Annotated in this window: 16 protein-coding genes and 1 other RNA gene; 10 read left to right on the top strand and 7 right to left on the bottom strand. The window is 60.6% G+C overall.

The genetic code is table 11. The features are described from left to right. Position 1 precedes the first annotated feature (1 nt). An RNA gene (gene ffs / locus HALTADL_RS15360) (signal recognition particle sRNA) lies at positions 2-315 on the bottom strand. Between the two features lie 70 nt (positions 316-385). Then, the gene (locus HALTADL_RS15355; protein WP_089671440.1) at positions 386-799 is read right to left on the bottom strand and encodes a DUF7548 family protein; all 414 of its coding nucleotides are present in this window, start codon (positions 797-799) and stop codon (positions 386-388) included. Between the two features lie 118 nt (positions 800-917). On the opposite strand from HALTADL_RS15355, the gene HALTADL_RS15350 reads away from it, so the two are divergent. From HALTADL_RS15350 to HALTADL_RS15340, 3 genes are all read left to right on the top strand, one after another. After that, positions 918-2,072: a thiolase family protein gene (locus tag HALTADL_RS15350; protein WP_089671441.1), complete on the top strand. Its 1,155-nt coding sequence runs from the start codon at positions 918-920 to the stop codon at positions 2,070-2,072. Next, the gene (locus HALTADL_RS15345; RefSeq protein WP_089671442.1) at positions 2,069-2,473 is read left to right on the top strand and encodes an OB-fold domain-containing protein; all 405 of its coding nucleotides are present in this window, start codon (positions 2,069-2,071) and stop codon (positions 2,471-2,473) included. The genes HALTADL_RS15350 and HALTADL_RS15345 overlap by 4 nt, the downstream gene beginning before the upstream one ends. A gap of 65 nt (positions 2,474-2,538) precedes the next feature. Beyond that, on the top strand, positions 2,539-3,303 hold the full coding sequence (locus tag HALTADL_RS15340) for a DICT sensory domain-containing protein (RefSeq protein WP_089671443.1): 765 nt from the start codon (positions 2,539-2,541) through the stop codon (positions 3,301-3,303). Between the two features lie 68 nt (positions 3,304-3,371). Here HALTADL_RS15340 and HALTADL_RS15335 read toward each other — a convergent pair whose 3' ends face one another. Beyond that, complete coding sequence (locus HALTADL_RS15335) at positions 3,372-4,154, bottom strand: DUF7547 family protein (RefSeq protein ID WP_089671444.1); 783 nt, start codon at positions 4,152-4,154, stop codon at positions 3,372-3,374. Between the two features lie 128 nt (positions 4,155-4,282). Next, positions 4,283-5,605 carry an MFS transporter gene (locus HALTADL_RS15330; RefSeq protein WP_089671445.1) on the bottom strand — a complete coding sequence of 441 codons (1,323 nt, stop codon included), beginning with the start codon at positions 5,603-5,605 and terminating at the stop codon, positions 4,283-4,285. Between the two features lie 487 nt (positions 5,606-6,092). On the opposite strand from HALTADL_RS15330, the gene HALTADL_RS17895 reads away from it, so the two are divergent. The 4 genes from HALTADL_RS17895 (at position 6,093) to HALTADL_RS15315 (ending at position 9,749) form a co-directional block, all read left to right on the top strand. Continuing rightward, complete coding sequence (locus HALTADL_RS17895) at positions 6,093-6,257, top strand: hypothetical protein (protein WP_177171906.1); 165 nt, start codon at positions 6,093-6,095, stop codon at positions 6,255-6,257. Positions 6,258-6,443: 186 nt separating this feature from the next. Beyond that, the gene (locus tag HALTADL_RS15325; RefSeq protein ID WP_089671446.1) at positions 6,444-7,181 is read left to right on the top strand and encodes a lycopene cyclase domain-containing protein; all 738 of its coding nucleotides are present in this window, start codon (positions 6,444-6,446) and stop codon (positions 7,179-7,181) included. After that, on the top strand, positions 7,178-8,215 hold the full coding sequence (locus tag HALTADL_RS15320) for a Brp/Blh family beta-carotene 15,15'-dioxygenase (RefSeq protein WP_089671447.1): 1,038 nt from the start codon (positions 7,178-7,180) through the stop codon (positions 8,213-8,215). The genes HALTADL_RS15325 and HALTADL_RS15320 overlap by 4 nt, the downstream gene beginning before the upstream one ends. A gap of 226 nt (positions 8,216-8,441) precedes the next feature. Then, entirely contained in the window at positions 8,442-9,749 is a 1,308-nt protein-coding gene (locus tag HALTADL_RS15315; protein ID WP_089671448.1) for an MFS transporter, read from the top strand. Positions 9,750-9,764: 15 nt separating this feature from the next. Here the strand turns inward: HALTADL_RS15315 and HALTADL_RS15310 are convergent, their stop codons facing one another. Beyond that, a complete protein-coding gene (locus tag HALTADL_RS15310) occupies positions 9,765-10,523 on the bottom strand; it encodes a cobalamin-binding protein (protein ID WP_089671449.1) in 759 nt (252 codons plus the stop codon). Positions 10,524-10,759: 236 nt separating this feature from the next. Between HALTADL_RS15310 and HALTADL_RS15305 the strand changes: the two genes are divergently transcribed. Further along, positions 10,760-11,758, top strand: a complete 999-nt coding sequence (locus tag HALTADL_RS15305; protein ID WP_089671450.1) for a transcription initiation factor IIB — start codon at positions 10,760-10,762, stop codon at positions 11,756-11,758. On the opposite strand, the gene HALTADL_RS15300 is transcribed toward HALTADL_RS15305, so the two are convergent. Further along, complete coding sequence (locus HALTADL_RS15300) at positions 11,755-13,479, bottom strand: sensor histidine kinase (protein ID WP_089671451.1); 1,725 nt, start codon at positions 13,477-13,479, stop codon at positions 11,755-11,757. The genes HALTADL_RS15305 and HALTADL_RS15300 overlap by 4 nt on opposite strands. 161 nt (positions 13,480-13,640) lie before the next feature. Here HALTADL_RS15300 and HALTADL_RS15295 point away from each other — a divergent pair, with 161 nt between their 5' ends. After that, a complete protein-coding gene (locus tag HALTADL_RS15295) occupies positions 13,641-14,579 on the top strand; it encodes a transposase (protein ID WP_015911568.1) in 939 nt (312 codons plus the stop codon). Positions 14,580-14,646: 67 nt separating this feature from the next. On the opposite strand, the gene HALTADL_RS15290 is transcribed toward HALTADL_RS15295, so the two are convergent. Continuing rightward, the gene (locus HALTADL_RS15290; RefSeq protein WP_245708340.1) at positions 14,647-15,942 is read right to left on the bottom strand and encodes an MgtC/SapB family protein; all 1,296 of its coding nucleotides are present in this window, start codon (positions 15,940-15,942) and stop codon (positions 14,647-14,649) included. Between the two features lie 120 nt (positions 15,943-16,062). On the opposite strand from HALTADL_RS15290, the gene HALTADL_RS15285 reads away from it, so the two are divergent. After that, the gene (locus HALTADL_RS15285) at positions 16,063-17,238 is read left to right on the top strand and encodes an AI-2E family transporter (protein WP_089670781.1); all 1,176 of its coding nucleotides are present in this window, start codon (positions 16,063-16,065) and stop codon (positions 17,236-17,238) included. Positions 17,239-17,240: the final 2 nt, after the last annotated feature.

The raw sequence follows: 17,240 nt of genomic DNA, 5'->3' as shown, positions 1-17,240 counted from the left end.
ATGACGGACACACCGGGATTGCCGGGTGTTCCAAACACAGGGAATCTCGGTCGCCTCCTCCACCCCGCGATCCAACGAGCGACGGGTGTCCAGCGGTGGGCTGCTCGCTTCCGCGCCTGACCCACTACCGCCGGCAAACCAGTGTGTGACACCCCTGCGGGTGAGCACACCGGTCCACTGTCCCCGGTGGACGAGGTTTCGACGTTGGCTTCCGAGGCCTGTGTCGGTTCGACCCGACGTCCCCGGCATTCGGTCCCCGCTAAAGACTGTCTCACGGGTGCAGAGCAGGGCCTAACTGCCCGACCTAGTCCATCCATACGTAGCCCGGTCGACCTTAAGGGCCTTTCGTCTCCGGTATGAGGAGTCGACAACGGGCGTCGAAAAATCAGTAGACGGCGGCCGCATAGATGGCGGCTGCTCCGGCGACGACACCGCTGACTGCGAGACTCGCCCATGGGTGGTACTCGATCCAAGAGTAGTCGGCCGGGAAGCTAAACAGCAGCGTCGAGTCGATAGCAACTGCCCACAGCGCGGTGAGTCCGAAGATGGTCACACCGACCACGAGCATGATTCCGGCGACCAGTTCGGGATCGGCCCGCCCGCGAACGCTCGATAAGAAGATCACAACACCGAGTGTTGCGAGGAAGAGCGCACCAACGATCCCGAGTGGGCCAGCGCTGTAGTAGTCGCCTAACAGTGGGGGTTGGCTTTCGATCACGAAATAGGGAGCCGACAACAACGCCACGAGGATGAGACACGCGACAGCCCCGAGATACGGGGCGAGCCGTTCACGTTCCATGGCTGCTCGTTGGATCAACGACGCATTAAATGAACCGAGACCAGTCGACGGTCAGGATTGCAAACGACAGTTCGATAGAAGGGAAATCGGTAAGCGGCTGGCCGTGGGCAGGGTGAGTATGGAACGTGTTGCGATTATTGGGGCGTCGATGACCCAGTTCGGCCAGCGTGACAGTTGGATCCGCGAACTGCTGGCCGAGGCCGGACTCGCCTGTCTGGACGATGCTGGCGTCGACGGCTCGGATATCGATCATCTCTATGTGTCGAATATGGCAAGCGGCGAATTTGAGGGCCAGACCGGAATCCCGAACGCCGTAGCCCACGACCTCGATGCAATCCCGGCCTACACCGCACGAATCGATCAAACCAGCTCCTCCGGCGGCGCTGGTGTCTACAGCGCTTGGCAGTCTGTCGCCTCCGGTGCCAGCGAGATGACGATGCTGGTCGGCGGCGAGAAGATGACCCACCGAAGCACTGCGGAAGCAACCGACGTTATTGCCTCCCTAACCCACCCCGCCGAGTACAAACACGGGCTCACGCTGCCGTCGTTTGCGGGACTGACCGCTCGGCGTTATCTCCACATCCACGACGCACCGCGGGAGAGTCTCGCCAAGGTCGCGGTCAAAAACCACAAAAACGGCGTCGACAACCCACACGCCCAGTTCCAGAAGGAAGTCGATCTGGAGACCGTTATGAAGTCGCCGATCATCGCCGATCCCCTCCGACTCTATGACTTCTGTCCGATCACCGATGGCTCGGCCGCGCTCATGTTCTGTCCCGAGTCAGTCGCCAAAGAACACACTGACGACTACGTGACGGTCGCCGGTATCGGCGGCGCAACTGATACCCACGTCGTCCACGAGCGCGACGACCCGACCGTGATGGGTGGCGTCGTCGACTCCAGTGAGATCGCCTACGAGATGGCCGGACTCGGTCCCGACGACATCGATATGGCCGAACTCCACGACATGTTCACGATTCTCGAATTCCTCCAGTCGGAGGGCCTCGGGTTCTTCGAAAAAGGCGAAGGCTGGAAAGCCGTCGAGGAAGGGATCACCGACCGGGACGGCGAACTCCCGATCAACACCTCCGGCGGCCTCAAATCAAAGGGTCATCCGCTCGGCGCCAGTGGGGTTGCTCAGATTTACGAAGTGTATCAACAGCTGATGGGCACCGCCGGACCGCGGCAGGTTGAGGCCGAAACCGGCCTCGCGTGTAACGTCGGCGGCTTTGGGAACTGTGTCATTACAACGATTCTGGAGGCAAGCCAATGAGCGACACCACTACCGACAGTGAGGAGACCACCGGACAGCCACCGATGGAAGCGGCCCGATATCCTGACGGCACGATTCTCTACCCGCCGCATCCGCTTGGGCCGGATGGCGAGGAGCCGGTCGGGACGGTCGACCTCAGTGAGTATACGGCAACGCTCATTACATGGACGACGTCGACGGCGACCCCGCCGGGCGTCCGCCAACCCAACCATATCGGGATCGTCGAGTTCGACGTGGATGGCGAGTCGGTGCGGGCGGTTGGCCAACTCACAACCAACGAGGTCGACATCGGTCAGGAAGTCGAGACCGTCTACAGCAAAGAACTCCGCGAGCCGGGAGCCGGAATCCGAGAGCCAGAGAGTCAGTCGTGGGACGGCTACCAGTTCCAGCCAATCGAGTAGGCTGTCCCTCCCTCGCCGACTCGCCAAGCAAAGACTCTTTGATAGATCATGCCAACTAGTAACTAATGGCTACCTCACTACGTGGGTTCTTTGACGACGTAGACAATCCGAACCGGACCCTCGTACTGATCAACCGCTCGTCGCCGGATGCGATTCGCAATCTGCTGGGCACACTGCTCGAAGGTCAATCGGTATCAATTGACGAGATTCAGCGGCCCGACAGTGATACCGATATCGTCGCGCTGGTCGAAGACAGCGAGGTGATCGCCCAGTCGACGCTGGACGACCTCCTCAACTCGATTCTGATGATCAACTCGGATCTGTACAAAACAGGCTCACGGGAACTCGACGAGGTGTCGTTGCCGGCCGTGCTCGAAGGGCTCGACGAGATTCCGTTCCGAGTTCGGGGGTATCCCGCCTCGAACAAAGAAAAACTCCTCCTGATAACGATGTCGCGGGTGATCGAGCGGCGGGCCGCCGAGAGCGGGAGTGGCACGCTCCGGGCGTCGTTCCAGCGACTTTCGCGGCTGACCGACGAGCAGGGGACACGAGACGTATACGAAGCGGTTGGCAACAGTGGGACCGACGTCCACGTGTATGGCGTCGACGACTGGACGCCGCCGGAGGCCTTCCCTGTGGCGGTCCACACCGGCGATTCGTACCCCTACCGCCGGTCGTGGTTCGTCGTCTTCACCCCGCCGGACGAGGGTAATATCGACCCGGCGGCGCTCGTCGCCCTCGAAGACGAACCCAACCTCTGGGACGGGTTTTGGACGTTCCGCCCGGAACTCGTCGACCAGATCGAACAGCATATCGCCACGTCGCTGTAAGTGGCCGACCGTCGTTCGTCGACCGTCTTCGACACTAATTAAATATAATTAGAACGGGTTAAATATACTTACGCAGAGTCGTCGGTTTCCTCACCGTCGTCCTCGTCGGGCTGGTGGGATTCGGGGTCTCCCTCGTCGGCCTCGTCGAGGGCCCGCTGTGATCGGTCGAGTTCGTCCTTGATCGATTCGAGCTCTGATTCGACGTCGACTTCTGGGGCTTCGCTATCGCCCGCATCGGCCTCGGCATCGCCCTCGTCAGCATCTCCCTGTCCGCCATCGCCGGCATCGGTGACGTCGATCATCACGCCGCGGTCCCGTGTCGAGCCGTTATCTCGTGGCTCGTCCCGTCCAGCACGACGCTCGCGGTCGCGGTTGTCCCGTACCGACTGCTCTGCATCCCGCAGTCGACCTTCGATTTCGCCGGTCAGATCCCGCGCGTCGTCGATCAGTCGACGTGACTCCGGGTTGTCGGGGAGGTCGGCCTCCGAGAGCGCAGTTCGAAGCTCCGAAAGCGCGCCTGCAAGTTGATTGCCGGCCTCGGTGCCGACTCGGTCGAGTCGACTCCGGGCGGCCTCGCTCTCCTCGCGGACGGCGCGGTTGGGGTCGGCCAGCCGGAGAGTGCGCCGAAGCAGTTTCAGCGACTGGATCGTCGCCTCAAGCAGGGCGATCAGGGTCGGAATCGTGTACTCCTCGGTAAATCGGAGCAGTTCACTAAGGCTCGGGGGTTTGGGTGGGCCGCGTCGACGCTCGGAACGAAGCTCGCTCCGGAGATCGGTCAGCGTCTCCTCCAGTTCGTCGAGTTGGTCTTCCAACTCGTCGCGGTCCCGCGGGCGGTCACGAGAAGGGGTCATACCCTGTCGTTGGGACGCGTCTCGAATAAGGGTGTGGTGAAAACAGTTGCAACGCAGTGGAGGGGAGGGCAGTAGCGTCAGTGATGTGTGGAGACCATTCGGTCGACTGTCAGGGATAGTGCTACAGCTTAGTCATCGCTTGGAACACTCGACGTCGAGGATCCACTATCACCAATGAAGCCGGCGGTGTTGGCCACGGCGGCGATCTCCGGCTGGAACACCCATGCCGTCAGCAGCACGAAGGGGATCATGGAGGCGGCGACGATGGAGTAGCCGATGTGGAGGTTGGCCAGCCACGGCGCGGAGTAGATCAGCGGGTAGATGATGCCGCCGACCGTCCCGATCCCGCCGACGACGCCCGCCACGGCCCCGGAGCTGTTGGGGAACATCGACGGCACCTGCGCGAAGATCGCTCCTTCAGCCCATGCACAGCCGGTTCCGACGAGGAAGCCGACGATGACGGCGTTCATCAGCACACCGGAGAGTCCGGCCAGCGTCATCGCAAACATCGTGATCACGACGAAACACAGCGAGACGAACGTCCACTGTTCGCGGTAGCGGCCTTTGAACCACGGCAGGATGTTCATCTCTTTGCGCATCAGCAGATCGCTGCCGTAGCCGCCGAACGGCCGGAGTAGCCCGGCTGCGACCGAGAACGTCGCCGCGAACGTGCTTGCAACCACGAGGTTGTCCTGGTTGAACGCTTCGCGGTAGTAGGTCGCAAGCCAGCCGTTCATCGAGAGTTCGAGCCCGAACGTCATAATGTATCCCAGCGCGAGGACGACAGTTCCGTATCGCGTGGCCGTGTGGAGCCACTCTTTGAAGCTCGCGTTGTCTTTGGTCGCCTGGCGTTTCTCCTCGGATTTGGCTGCCTCACCGAGCAGGTAGTAGGCGATTGCAAGGAAGATCGAAACGATCCCGGTGTAGAAGAACGCCGCTCGCCAGCTCGTCGAGAACAACGGTCCACTCCAAGACTGTGGGAACACACGCGGGAGGATGAGCGCACCGCCGGCTGCACCGGCGTTGCCGATCCCGGCGTAGATCCCCTCGGCCAGCCCGAGGTTTTCTTCTTCCCACCATTCGGCGACGTGCTGAATGCCGATCACGAACGTGATTCCCGCCGTGGCGACGATCAGCCGCGTGACGAAGAACACCGAGTAGTCTTGGGCGAATGCGCTGCCGATCGAGAACACGCCCACGTAGGCCAACACGATGGCGAAGATCGTCGGCGCGCCGTACTTATCCGAGAGCCAGCCGGTCAACATTCGTCCGAACGGTGCCATCCAGATGGCCGAACTCGCCAGAATCCCGATTTCTGCGGTCGACAAGCCGAACTCCTCGGCCATCGGTCCGGTAAACGGCGCAAACGAGAACCAAATCAAGAACGAGAAGTTGAACCCAATGGTTGCGAGGATCAGCGTCCGGTACTTCGTCATCTTGATCAGCCCCATACGGACTCACCTCCGGTCGACAGGCTACCAGATTCTGATTTCCATTTCGGACACTCAACCCACAATTTTGATTTGAATATCATCTTCTGTGAGCAAACTGGTTGACGAACCAGCCCCGATTCACCAATTTCAGTTGTGGTTTCGGACATCGTTACGCTTGCCCCTGATCCGAGATGGTATATAAATTTGGCTGTTCAAATATTGATACAGAGGCATACTCTTGTATCTGTATTAGGTCATATAAGGCACAGTACGCGTAGTTTCGAGCGCCGAAATCGAACAGTTCTCAACAACTGGTGTTCACGTTCGTGTATCCCTCATAATTGGTCGACACCAACCGCGACTGGGCTGGTTGCTGAAGTCGTGAGCGAGCGGTGTATTTTCTTGCTCGGTGGGTGGCGCGCAGTTCGGCCCCGTCAACTGTCACGACGCCCAGAGTCTTAGGCCAACCAAAACCTATATCAGTTTAGGCCCACCTAACTCGGATATGGAAGTCACGGACACACGCGAGACGCGTCGGGAGGCTGACGACACTGATAGCTCACCCTGTATCTCTGCGCTCAAATCCTCCCCAGATCGAACTGTATTCACCGAAGAGGGCAACTGCGACGGCTGGATCGCAACCGACTGTATCGTCACCCTTTCGCGGTAACACAGCTCGTTCTCTCGGTCCCTCTACTCCGTCGGTCCCGCTGACCGCGCTCGCAGAGCGACTCTGAGTTAGTACTGACTCTTTGGGCCACATGTAGCGACCAGCAAGAGACCGAACCGCTATATTCGTTGGCCGTCTGTAGTCGACACCAACTGTGGAGCATCCGGCCCCCAGACTGGTTGCCACATGATCCCACCGGAAACGTATTTACAGTTCCATACAGTCGCCATACTTCCGCCAATCGTCGGGTTGGCACTGCTTGCGTGGCTCCGGCCCTCCGGCCACGACCGCCGACGAGCCGCAACTGGACTGGCCATCATTACCGTTCTCGCGGTTTGCTACACGCTGCCGTGGGATAACTTCCTCATCAGACGCGGCGTCTGGACCTACGGCGAGGGGGTCGTCGCCGGTCGACTCTGGGCAGTTCCAGTGGGTGAAGCCCTGTTTTTCGTCCTCCAACCGATTTTCACTGCGTTGTGGCTCTCCCGATTTTCAATCTCAACCACCACGCCGCTGGCACTGTCGACCCGCCAGCGGGCGGCGGGCATCCTCGCGGGCGTCGGTGTGGGTGTGGTCGGTGCTGGCCTCCTGACTGGTGGGTCGACGTTCTACCTCGGGGCGATTCTCGCGTGGGCCGCGCCCATCTTCGCGCTCCAGTGGGGGTTCGGCTGGACACAGCTCTGGCACTGCCGCCGAACCGTCGGGCTGGCGGTCGCCGTACCGACGCTGTATCTGTGGGTGGTCGACTGGACGGCCATCTCGCTGGAACTGTGGACTATCTCACCCGATTATACCGTCGGCATCGCTCCGCTTGGGCTTCCCGTCGAGGAGATGGTCTTCTTTCTCGTGACGAACCTATTTGTCATCCAAGGGTTGGTACTCTACGCGTGGCTGTTGGACCGATGGGGTGACTGGTCGAAATGATCTCCACCACCGCAGGCCGTGATCGAACCGTCTTTCGACTAGCGTTTGTGGTCCCGTGGGTCGCCCTCGCTATCACCGCTATCGCCGTCTTCTTGTTTGGGCCGCCTTCGCGAGTCTATCAGCTCCTGCCGTTCGCCGCAAGCATCGTGCTGTTTGGGCTTCCGCACGGCGCAGTCGACCATCTCACACTGCCGTGGGCCCTTGGTGAGCCGCTGACCCGGCGCTGGCTCGCGGTTGTCGGCGGACTGTACCTCATCGTTGGTCTCGCGTACGCGAGTGTTTGGTTTCTCGCCCCGGTGGTCGCCTTCGGGCTATTTATTCTCATGACGTGGTTCCACTGGGGTCAAGGTGACCTGCAGCCACTCATCGAACTGCGTGGCCCGACCCATCTTCGAACCCGAGGCGCGCGACTGTTGACGATTGCAGTTCGGGGGGCGCTCCCGATGGCCCTCCCACTGGTGGCGTTTCCCGGCGAGTACCGCTGGGTTGCGGGCCAACTCGTCGGCCTGTTCGGCGTCGACACCACGCTCCTCGATCCGCTGTTTTCGCCCACAGCCAGAACTATCGTTGCCGCCGTGGTTGCCACCCTGATCGTTGCCTCACTGGTCATCGGCTATCACAGTAGCGAGAGTCGACACGCGTGGCGCGTCGACGCTGGCGAACTCGTCTTTTTAAGCGTCTACTTTCTCACGGTGCCACCGATTCTCGCTATCGGCGTCTTCTTCTGCTGTTGGCACTCGGTGCGCCACATCACTCGGCTCCTGCTGTTGGACGATGTCGCCGCCAGTCAACTCAGCGAAAGGCATCTTCGGGGCGCGTTGAGTCGCTTCGGTCGACAGGCCACGCCCTTATCAATCGGCGCACTCGCCATCTTCGGCGGGTTGGCACTCGCGGTCCCCGTCGCACCGGTCGACTGGCCCGACCTCTTTGCCATCTATCTGGTCGGCATCGCAGTCCTGACCGCCCCCCACGTCATCATCGTCACGTGGTTGGATCTCGAAGCCGGGTTCTGGTCGACGACTGTCGACCAGTGATGGCCAGCCACGACTGTATTTAAACGGTCGACAGATGCGGACGTATATCCAGTTGTTCCTCGCTACGTGGCGTCGAGCGAGTGGTTTGTCAAATACTGCCCAGTTGAAAAGAGACGGAATGTCCAGAAAACACGCATAGGATCGACCTTTTGAATAATTTGGTGTAAATTAGTTAAATTATATCTGAATCAGTGCTATTTTAGTGGATGATCGTGCACTCAGTCGTATGGATGGTTCCGATCTTCGCGGTTCTCCCCAACAAGGGCTGATAACCGCAACCTTTGGGTTTTTCATTGGGTTTGCCGGTGTCGTGTTGTACGGACCTGTTGCGCCACAGTTCGGCGAGGCAATGGGGCTGTCGGGCTTCCTGTTGGGGTTGCTCGTGGCCGCGCCGCAGTTGAGTGGCTCGCTGCTCCGCATCCCCTTCGGCGCGTGGACCGACGACGTTGGCGCGAAGCGCCCGTTTATCATCCTCCTCCTGCTCTCGATTGTCGGGATGACCGGGCTGGCAGTGATCTTACTGTACCTGTATCCCGACGGGCTGGCGTTCCGGCACTTCCCGCTCGTCTTCCTCTTCGGCTCGCTGAGCGGCTGTGGCATCGCGGTCTTCTCCATCGGTAGTGCCCAGACCTCCTACTGGTATCCGACGGATAAACAGGGAACCGCACTCGCCATCTACGCCGGACTCGGCAACAGTTCTCCCGGCGTGGCAACGCTCATCGTTCCGGTCGTCATCACCGCCGTCGGGATCACCCAGACCTACCTGCTGTGGCTCGGCCTGCTGGTCGTCGGCACTGGCATCTTTGCCTACTACACGGTCGACCCCTACTACTTCCAACTCCGCAAGCAGGGTCTCAACGCCGAACCAGCCAAAGAGCAGGCACAAGCCGAGGGCCAAGAGCTGTTTCCCTCCGGCAATGCGATGGAATCGATCCGCAACGCGGCCAAGATTCGGCGCGTCTGGGCGCTGGTGGCGATGTTTTTCGTTTCTTTCGGTGGTTTTCTGGCGCTCTCTGTCTGGTTGCCCTCCTACTGGATCGAACTCCACGGCCTCGACATTCGCTCGGCGGGCGTCGTGACCGCGATCACGTTCGTACTTGTGGCGGCACTGATTCGGGTGCCCGGCGGCTGGGTCAGCGACACCGTCGGCGGCGAGCCGACCGCCATCGTCAGCTTCGGGGCTATCGGCTGTAGTTCGATCCTACTCGTCATCACTCGTGATCTGTGGACCGCAATTGCCGCCACGTTCCTGCTGGCGGTCGGGATGGGTGTTGCGAACGCTGCGGTGTTCCAACTCGTCCCCAAATATGTCCCCGAAGCAGTTGGCGGAGCCTCGGGACTCGTCGGCGGACTCGGCGCGTTCGGCGGCTTCGTCGTCCCGCCGTTGCTCGGGCTGTTCGTCGACTTCCAAGGCGTCGACGGCTACGCCACCGGGTTCGTGATCTATCTCGTCCTCGGCGTCGGCGGGATGATTCTGGCGAGTCGACTCTACCGGAACGTCCAACAACAGCCCGGTACACCGGCCATCTCGTAGGCACCCTCCGTCTTTTTAAATAGAATACAGTCGCTCGGCAAGGAGTTCGATACCATCGATCAGCCGTGGGCTCGGCTGGTTTAACAGGGAGTCGTCGACAACGTGGACCGACCAATCGAGTTCCCAGCCTCGCTCTGTCAGGCGGTCAGGTGATACTTGATCGCCGGTCCCACAGATATGCAGGACGGCATGATCTGGATCGGCTGCCGCGACGGTTTCGTGGTCGACTTCCTGTGAGCGCTCGCCGGGGTCGACAAATGGATACCGCCCACCGGCGGCTTCGACAGCATCCGGAACCCAATTCCCGGCGGCCATCGGCGGATCGGACCACTCCTCACAGTAGACGGCCGGTCGACTGCGGTCGGTATCAGCGTCAGTGCCGGCGAGTTGCTGGTCGACTCGCTCGGCGACTAAATCGAGTCGCCGAGTTGCATCGGCTCGGAGGTCGGCTCCAGCCTCGGGGGCGTCGACGGCCACGCCCAGCGATTCGAACCCCGCCAGCACATCGTCGAGTCGACTGGGTTCGTCGTGGTGGATGCTATACCCCCGGCCGCGGAGTTCGTCACGAATCTCTCGCTGGAGCCCGTCGCTCGTACAGACGAGATCCGGCGACAGCGCGGCGATTTCGTCGTAGTCAGGGTTCAGCCACCCACCGACGACCGGACGGTCGAGGTCACAGTGAGCTGTGACGCCCACTACCTGCTCGGCGAGGCCGAGCGCCGAGAGCGTGGCGGTCGCACTCGGGGCCAGCGAGACGATTCGGAGACTGCTCATAGGTCGACTGGGAGCTACACGACCGAAAACAACGCGGTCGCTATCGATGTCAGTTCGCAATACATTCGGCAACTACCGATATGCCGACGACAAACTATCAGGTTCGTTCGCCGTATTCGTGGCTGTATCCGGCGGCCTCCGTCCAATACCAAACTGCTTAAGTAATATTCTGTCTTCGTATTTGCAACGACCGTTCCCGTATTTTTATTCAGCATAACGGGGGCGATTTAGACACAATGAGTGAACGAACGTTTACCTCGACTAACGGCCGCTCGCGGTCCCGAGAGCGGCAAGGAACTGCCTCCGAAACCGAATCAGAAACCGAAAGCGAAAGCGATACGCTCCAGTGCCCCGAATGTAGTGGGAACGTCATCACCGACGACGAACACGGCGAGACCGTCTGTGACGACTGTGGCCTCGTGATCACCGAGGACTCCGTCGACCGTGGTCCCGAGTGGCGAGCGTTTGACAGCGCCGAAAAGGACCAGAAATCGCGTGTCGGTGCGCCGACCACCAACACGATGCACGACAAAGGGTTGTCGACGAACATCGACTGGCGGAACAAGGACGCCTACGGTCGCTCGCTGGGTGCTCGGCAGCGCCAGAAGATGCAGCGACTCCGCAAATGGAACGAGCGGTTCCGTACCCGCGACTCCAAAGAGCGGAACCTCAAACAGGCCCTCGGCGAGATCGACCGGATGGCCTCCGCCCTTGGCCTGCCGGACAACGTTCGGGAGACCGCCTCGGTCATCTACCGCCGCGCGCTCAACGAGGACCTGCTGCCGGGTCGCTCGATTGAGGGTGTGTCGACGTCCTGCGTGTACGCTGCCGCCCGGATGGCAGGCGTCCCACGGAGCCTCGACGAGATTGCCGACGTCTCCCGAGTCGAGAAAAGCGAGATTGCCCGGACCTACCGTTATGTCGTCCGTGAGCTTTCGCTCGAAGTCCGACCAGCCGACCCCGAACAGTACGTCCCGCGGTTTGCTTCGTCGCTGGAGCTCTCCGAGGAGTCCGAAATGCGGGCCAAACAGCTGCTGAAAAACGCCAAAGAACAGGGCGTCCACAGCGGCAAATCGCCGGTCGGCCTCGCTGCAGCCGCGGTGTACGCGGCCGCACTGCTGACCAACGAGAAGACCACCCAAGCCGCAGTCTCGGAGGTCGCTGACATCTCCGAAGTCACCATCCGCAACCGGTACCACGAGCTGCTCGAAGCCGAAGAAGAGATGCTGGTTTAGACCCGGTCGACTGTTGCTTCTTGTTCCGGTTCGGTCTCGTCGCCTTTTTCAGTAGTCTCATCTCTCGACTGGCCCCCTGTTTCGATTTCGAACCGTGCGCCGCCGCTGTCGCCGTTCGTGACCCGAATCGTCCAGCCGTGGGCGTCGACGATCTCCTTGACGATACTGAGTCCGAACCCGGTGCCGTTTCGTGAGGTGGTGTAGCCCGAATCGAAGACGTCGTCCTGTGTGTCCTCGGGGATTCCCGGACCGTCGTCTTCGAGATAGAACCCTCTGTCGTCGGCGAGCGGTCCTACGGAGATGGTCACACTCTCGCCGCCATGCTCGACCGCGTTGCGAATGAGGTTCTCCAACAGCTGTTGGAGACGGTCGGGGTCAGCATCGAGAGTCAGGTCGGCCTCAATGTCGAGTTGGGCCTCGGCGACGTCGACCATTTTCCAACACGACTCGACGAGTTCGGCCAGCGAAACCCGTTCGGTTTCGTCGATGGGCTTGCCTTGGCGGGCCAACGCGAGCAGATCGGCGATGAGTTCTTCCATCCGGTCGAGGGCGGTTTTGACTGTGTCGAGGGTGTCGTCGTCACCAGTCTCGATGGCAAGGTCGATGTTTCCTTGGGCGATGTTGAGTGGGTTCCGGAGGTCGTGTGATACTATCCCAGTGAACTTCTCTAAGCGTGTGTTTTGGTTTTCGAGATCGATGCGGTAGCGTTCCTGTTCGGTGATATCTTGCAACAGCACGATTTGGCCGAGTTGGGCCTTGCCGGTGCTGAAGTGGTTCGAGGAGACGCTGAAATACCGACTCTCGCCGTTGGACCGACATTCGAGCGTGTTGTCGGTCGTGAGCGCGACCGCGATTCGGGGCACGACGCTCGATAGCTCCGCGTCGATGGCGTCTTCGAGCGCCGGAAACAGCGACAGGGCAGCCTGATTGTAGTCTCGAATCCCCTGTTCGTCGTCGACGACGATCACCGGATCGTCGTACGGGCCAGCCAGTTGGATCGTCTGGAACTGGTCTGTGTAGATGAACAGCACGCCGACGGCGAACACTGCCACTCCGACCGACGAGTAGGAGACATCGAGAAACTGTGGGCTGACGAAGCCAACGATATCGAGGACGACCGGCAGCGCGGTCAGCCCGACGAGAATCACGAACGGCGTCGTGTCGTAGTCGACCTGTGCGAACAACTCGAACAGCATGAAAATGCCGACGACGGCGAGCGCGTAGGCCAGTCCCATCGCAGCCCAGTGGAGCGCCCCATGCTCGATCAGCAGGTGGGGAAACGGCGTCTCGACGGGCCGTGCGGTGAAGTACAGGCCGTGGAACGGGTTCGTGAGCTTCACCGCAACGATCGAGAGGTAGAGGCCGACAGCGGCCTGCTGGTAGGTCGGATTTCGGTGGAGCGTCCGGCCGGTGTAGGCCGAACAGAAGTAGAGCCACGGCCCGACCGTGCTCAGACCAACGATGAGGCCGGCCATATAAAAGCCGTACTGGAGTTCGGCGGTTGGTGCGGCGAGATAGCCGACGTGGAACGTCGCCCAGAGGCCACTGGTCACCAACAGCGCCACCAATCCTCGTCGGGTGTCGTTGTTCGTGATCTCCGCCGCGCGACTCAGGCTCGCAAAACAGGCGACTGCAGCGGCCCCGAACACGACCAGATAGATCTCGAACAGCGGGATGGACGTCTGGACGGGTTCCGGCGCAGTCAGTAGTTTAGTAAGCATAGTATAACGTGATACGAGATATTCTCTGTAGGACTAGATAGTTGCCTGAGGGGAGGGTGTCATAGAAAGCGTCACACACGAAGACGCAGGATGTTGGAACTGTGTCTACGAGCGCCAGCATCCTGCAAGAGGAGACTTCTATCGACGAGTTCTTCAATGTAATGGCGACCGAGACGCTCGCGTTGTTCGAGCATCTTGAGTTCGACTTTCTCGAAGAATTCGATGTGTTCGCCCCCGCTCGCCGGGGGCGAACACGAGATCATCACCCACCAGCACTCTTCCGAGCGTTCCTGCACTGCTACTACAAGAACGTCTACGGCATCCGTCCAGTCACGCGAGAACTCCAGAACACGGTCGTCTGGCTCAGCTGTGGCTTCGATCGACCGCCGTCGAGAGACGCGGTCGATCGCTTCCTCACCGACCTCGAACACGTCGTCGACGAGGTCTTCGACCGCCTCGTCGAGCAGGCCGCCTGCCGCGGCCTGCTCGACTTGACCTACTCCATCGATTCCACCGACGTGAGGACGATGCCCGCCGACCAAGACGCGTCGAAAGGCTACGATCCAACCGCCGAAGAGTACTACCACGGCTACGGCTGTACGATCGTCTCGACCGGGCAAAAGATCCCGATTGCCGCGGAGTTCACCGAGAGCAAGCAAGCGCCAGAGGAGACGGCGATGCGCGTCACGTGTGACGCGCTCGCCGTCGAGAAACCGATCTGGATGCTTGGAGACAGCGCCTACGACACGCTCGGCTGGCACGACCACCTGCTGGCCGCAGGGGTCGTGCCAGTCGCTCCGTACAACGCACGAAACACCGACGATCCGAAAGACATCGAGTACAGGGTCGAAGCCCGCATCGACGAACACAGCGAGGACGTTCAGCTGAAGCAATCGACGCTAGACGAGACGTACAACCGCCGGAGTGGAGTCGAACGAACCAACGACGCCGTCAAGGACTGCGGCCTCGGGCACGTTCGCGCCCGAGGCCGCGTCCACGCACGAGCACAAGTGTTCCTCGCGCTGTGCCTTCGTCTCGTTATTGCGATCACCAACGACGAACGCGGAGACAATCCAGGAAGCACCGTCATCACGCTATGAGAACTATTCTATGACACCCTCTGAGGGGCATAAGGATACCTCCCTAGTGTCCGTTGACAGCAGATTTCTAGCCGACGTAGACCACACCGACAGTGACGAGACCGGTGACTGCCAGCAGGACGCTGCTCCAGAGTGTCACGTCCCGGGCGAACGGTTTGGGACCCGCAGTAGAGAGGCCGACTTTGACGAGCACGCTGGCGGCGGTCGCAAGCAAAATTGCGACGACGGTTTCCGACGAGCCGATGGTTCCGGCACGGAACAGCAACACCGCGGAGGTCGTCACGCCTGCCGAGGAGACCAACCCAGAGATGAGTGCGCTGAGATACAGCCCAGCAGTGCCGAACTCGGCTTGGGCGACGGTGCTCCCGGCGAGAATAAAAAGGAACACCGAGCCGAACGCCAAAGCATTTTGGAGCGAAAACGGGCTGGCGAACTCCATTTCGATCTCCTGGTTCCAGTCGGCGATGAGCCACGCGATGAGGAAACTGCCGACGACCAGCACGCCAAGGGGGGCAACCACACCGTAGAGTACAGTCCCTGCCGAGATGGTAAAGGCGACTGCAATGCCGAGATTCCGGAGCGCCATTGCGGCGTTGGCCAGCAACACCGCCGCGACGCCGTACTGGGCGGCCTCAGTGTTTTGGTCGACGTGGTCTAACATTGCGCCGACAACTGCCGCCGAGGAGGCCAACCCACCGAAAAACCCAGTGACCGCGATTCCTCGCCCGCCGTAGCTTCGCACCAGTGCGTAGTTGAGAATACCGATTCCCGCCACTGTGACGACCATCAGCCATGCGATGCGTGGCTCGAATGGGACCGGTCCCACCTCAATGACCCCCGTCGGGAGGAGGGGATAGATGACGAACGCCAAAATGGCGAACTCGATGGCCGACTGGATCTCTTCCCGAGAGAGGGCGCCAGCTATCTCGTGGAGTTCGCGTTTGAGCACGAGCAGCGTCGACGACACCACGGCGACGGTGACGCCTTCGAGGACGAAGCCGGAGGCGACCAGAATTCCAACGCCGTAGGTCACCAACATCGAGACCGAGGTCGTCAGCGAGAGTGAGTCGGTCGACCGGGAGGGCAACAGCCCTTGGACCCCGATGAGCACGCTTTGGCTGATAACGAACAGGCCACCGATGGCGATCAGGAGGGCTCCGTACTGGGTTTCGCGGGCGATAACCGTAAACAGGGCCCCGAGCAGACAGGTCAACGAGAAGGTTCGGATCCCGGCGGGCTTTTCGGACCACTCGCGTTCGAGGCCGAGAAACAATCCGAGTGCGGCGGCCATCGCGAGTTGAACCACTGGCTCGTCGAACGAGAACCCGAAAAACGTGCCCGTCTGGAGGATCGTCGACGCCATTTCCCACATGTTTGAACGCTGGCGGTTTCAACACACCGCCCGGTTGGCCGTCGTAACCCACCAGCCACCTGCTGACAGCAAGCCGACATCCTTTTTCCCTCCCCCCGAGGCTGTTTAGCTATGTCGATCCAATCGACGCTCCGTCAGCATCCGATCTGGATGTTGGTCGGCATCGCCCTGCTTGGTGCTGTTGCTTACGTCGTTAGTTCCTTTATTGGGACACTGGTGTTCGGACTGTTTCTCTACTACTCGACGCGACCGGTGTACAACCGGATCGAAGGTCGCGTTGGCAATCCGAGCGTGGCCGCGGGGATCTCGATTTTCGCCCTTGCACTGCCCGCTCTGGCGCTTGTCACCTATGCGCTGTTGATCGTCTTTAGACAGCTTAACGAACTCACGCGGACGACAGCGCTCGATCCCACGGATTTCGGTCTCGATCCGGCTGTTTTCAACCGGATAACCGATCCAGCAGTGTTGTTGTCGACCGACATTCGGGAGTTCCTGAGCGCCGAACTGGTGGGGTCGGTGCTTGGCTCGCTCACCTCGGCTGTCGAGACGCTGTCGGTGTTTGCGATTGCGATTATCAACCTGTTTGCGATGGTTGCGCTCGCCTTCTATCTCCTCCGAGATGACCACCGGATCTCGGCGTGGCTGTTGGACGCTTTCGGCGACAAGGGAACGCTGTTTCGACGCTATCTCGTTGCCGTCGACCGAGATCTCAAAGACATTTTCTTCGGGAATATTCTCAACGCGGTGTTCGCCGGGACGATTGCGGTCATCACCTACTCGGTTTTGAACGTGATCGCACCGCCCGCCCTCCCGATTCCGGCGGCCGCACTCGTTGGCCTGCTGGCAGGGGTTGCGAGTCTGATTCCGGTCGTCGGGATGAAACTCATCTACGTGCCGGTCGGACTCTATATGACGATCCAAAGCATCACGACCGCCGGCACCGAAACCCTCTGGTTCGTTGTCCTATTTTTCCTGCTGTCGTTAGTCGTCGTCGACTCGATTCCGGATCTCGTGTTGCGGCCCTACGTCTCGGGACGGAACGTCCACGTCGGCGCGCTGATGTTGGCCTACACGCTTGGGCCGCTGCTGTTCGGCTGGTACGGGTTGTTCCTGATGCCCGTCCTGCTGGTGTTGGTGGTGCAGTTCGCCAGAATCGTGTTGCCGGATCTCCTCGCCGATGAGCCGTCGACGCCGATGGAACTGGTTGGGGTCCCGCTCAGACCGTCTCAGCCCGTCGAACCCGCCGAGGATGGCTCTCTGCCCCGGTCAGAACAGTCGACGGAGTAACT

Origin of the sequence: Halohasta litchfieldiae, assembly GCF_002788215.1 — an archaeon.
GTDB lineage: Archaea > Halobacteriota > Halobacteria > Halobacteriales > Haloferacaceae > Halohasta > Halohasta litchfieldiae.
The sequence above is the reverse complement of the archived record's forward strand: the minus strand, read 5'-3'. Positions and strand labels throughout refer to the sequence as shown.

Excerpts from the sequence above, each read along its gene's own strand:
- HALTADL_RS15320 (WP_089671447.1), top strand. The coding sequence starts at position 7,178 with ATGATCTCCACCACCGCAGGCCGTGATCGAACCGTCTTTCGACTAGCG.
- HALTADL_RS15340 (WP_089671443.1), top strand. The coding sequence starts at position 2,539 with ATGGCTACCTCACTACGTGGGTTCTTTGACGACGTAGACAATCCGAAC.
- HALTADL_RS15335 (WP_089671444.1), bottom strand. The coding sequence starts at position 4,154 with ATGACCCCTTCTCGTGACCGCCCGCGGGACCGCGACGAGTTGGAAGAC.
- HALTADL_RS15300 (WP_089671451.1), bottom strand. The coding sequence starts at position 13,479 with ATGCTTACTAAACTACTGACTGCGCCGGAACCCGTCCAGACGTCCATC.
- HALTADL_RS15295 (WP_015911568.1), top strand. The coding sequence starts at position 13,641 with ATGGCGACCGAGACGCTCGCGTTGTTCGAGCATCTTGAGTTCGACTTT.
- HALTADL_RS15310 (WP_089671449.1), bottom strand. The coding sequence starts at position 10,523 with ATGAGCAGTCTCCGAATCGTCTCGCTGGCCCCGAGTGCGACCGCCACG.
- HALTADL_RS15345 (WP_089671442.1), top strand. The coding sequence starts at position 2,069 with ATGAGCGACACCACTACCGACAGTGAGGAGACCACCGGACAGCCACCG.
- HALTADL_RS15290 (WP_245708340.1), bottom strand. The coding sequence starts at position 15,942 with ATGGCGTCGACGATCCTCCAGACGGGCACGTTTTTCGGGTTCTCGTTC.
- HALTADL_RS15305 (WP_089671450.1), top strand. The coding sequence starts at position 10,760 with ATGAGTGAACGAACGTTTACCTCGACTAACGGCCGCTCGCGGTCCCGA.
- HALTADL_RS15315 (WP_089671448.1), top strand. The coding sequence starts at position 8,442 with ATGGATGGTTCCGATCTTCGCGGTTCTCCCCAACAAGGGCTGATAACC.
- HALTADL_RS15325 (WP_089671446.1), top strand. The coding sequence starts at position 6,444 with ATGATCCCACCGGAAACGTATTTACAGTTCCATACAGTCGCCATACTT.
- HALTADL_RS17895 (WP_177171906.1), top strand. The coding sequence starts at position 6,093 with ATGGAAGTCACGGACACACGCGAGACGCGTCGGGAGGCTGACGACACT.
- HALTADL_RS15285 (WP_089670781.1), top strand. The coding sequence starts at position 16,063 with ATGTCGATCCAATCGACGCTCCGTCAGCATCCGATCTGGATGTTGGTC.
- HALTADL_RS15350 (WP_089671441.1), top strand. The coding sequence starts at position 918 with ATGGAACGTGTTGCGATTATTGGGGCGTCGATGACCCAGTTCGGCCAG.
- HALTADL_RS15355 (WP_089671440.1), bottom strand. The coding sequence starts at position 799 with ATGGAACGTGAACGGCTCGCCCCGTATCTCGGGGCTGTCGCGTGTCTC.
- HALTADL_RS15330 (WP_089671445.1), bottom strand. The coding sequence starts at position 5,605 with ATGGGGCTGATCAAGATGACGAAGTACCGGACGCTGATCCTCGCAACC.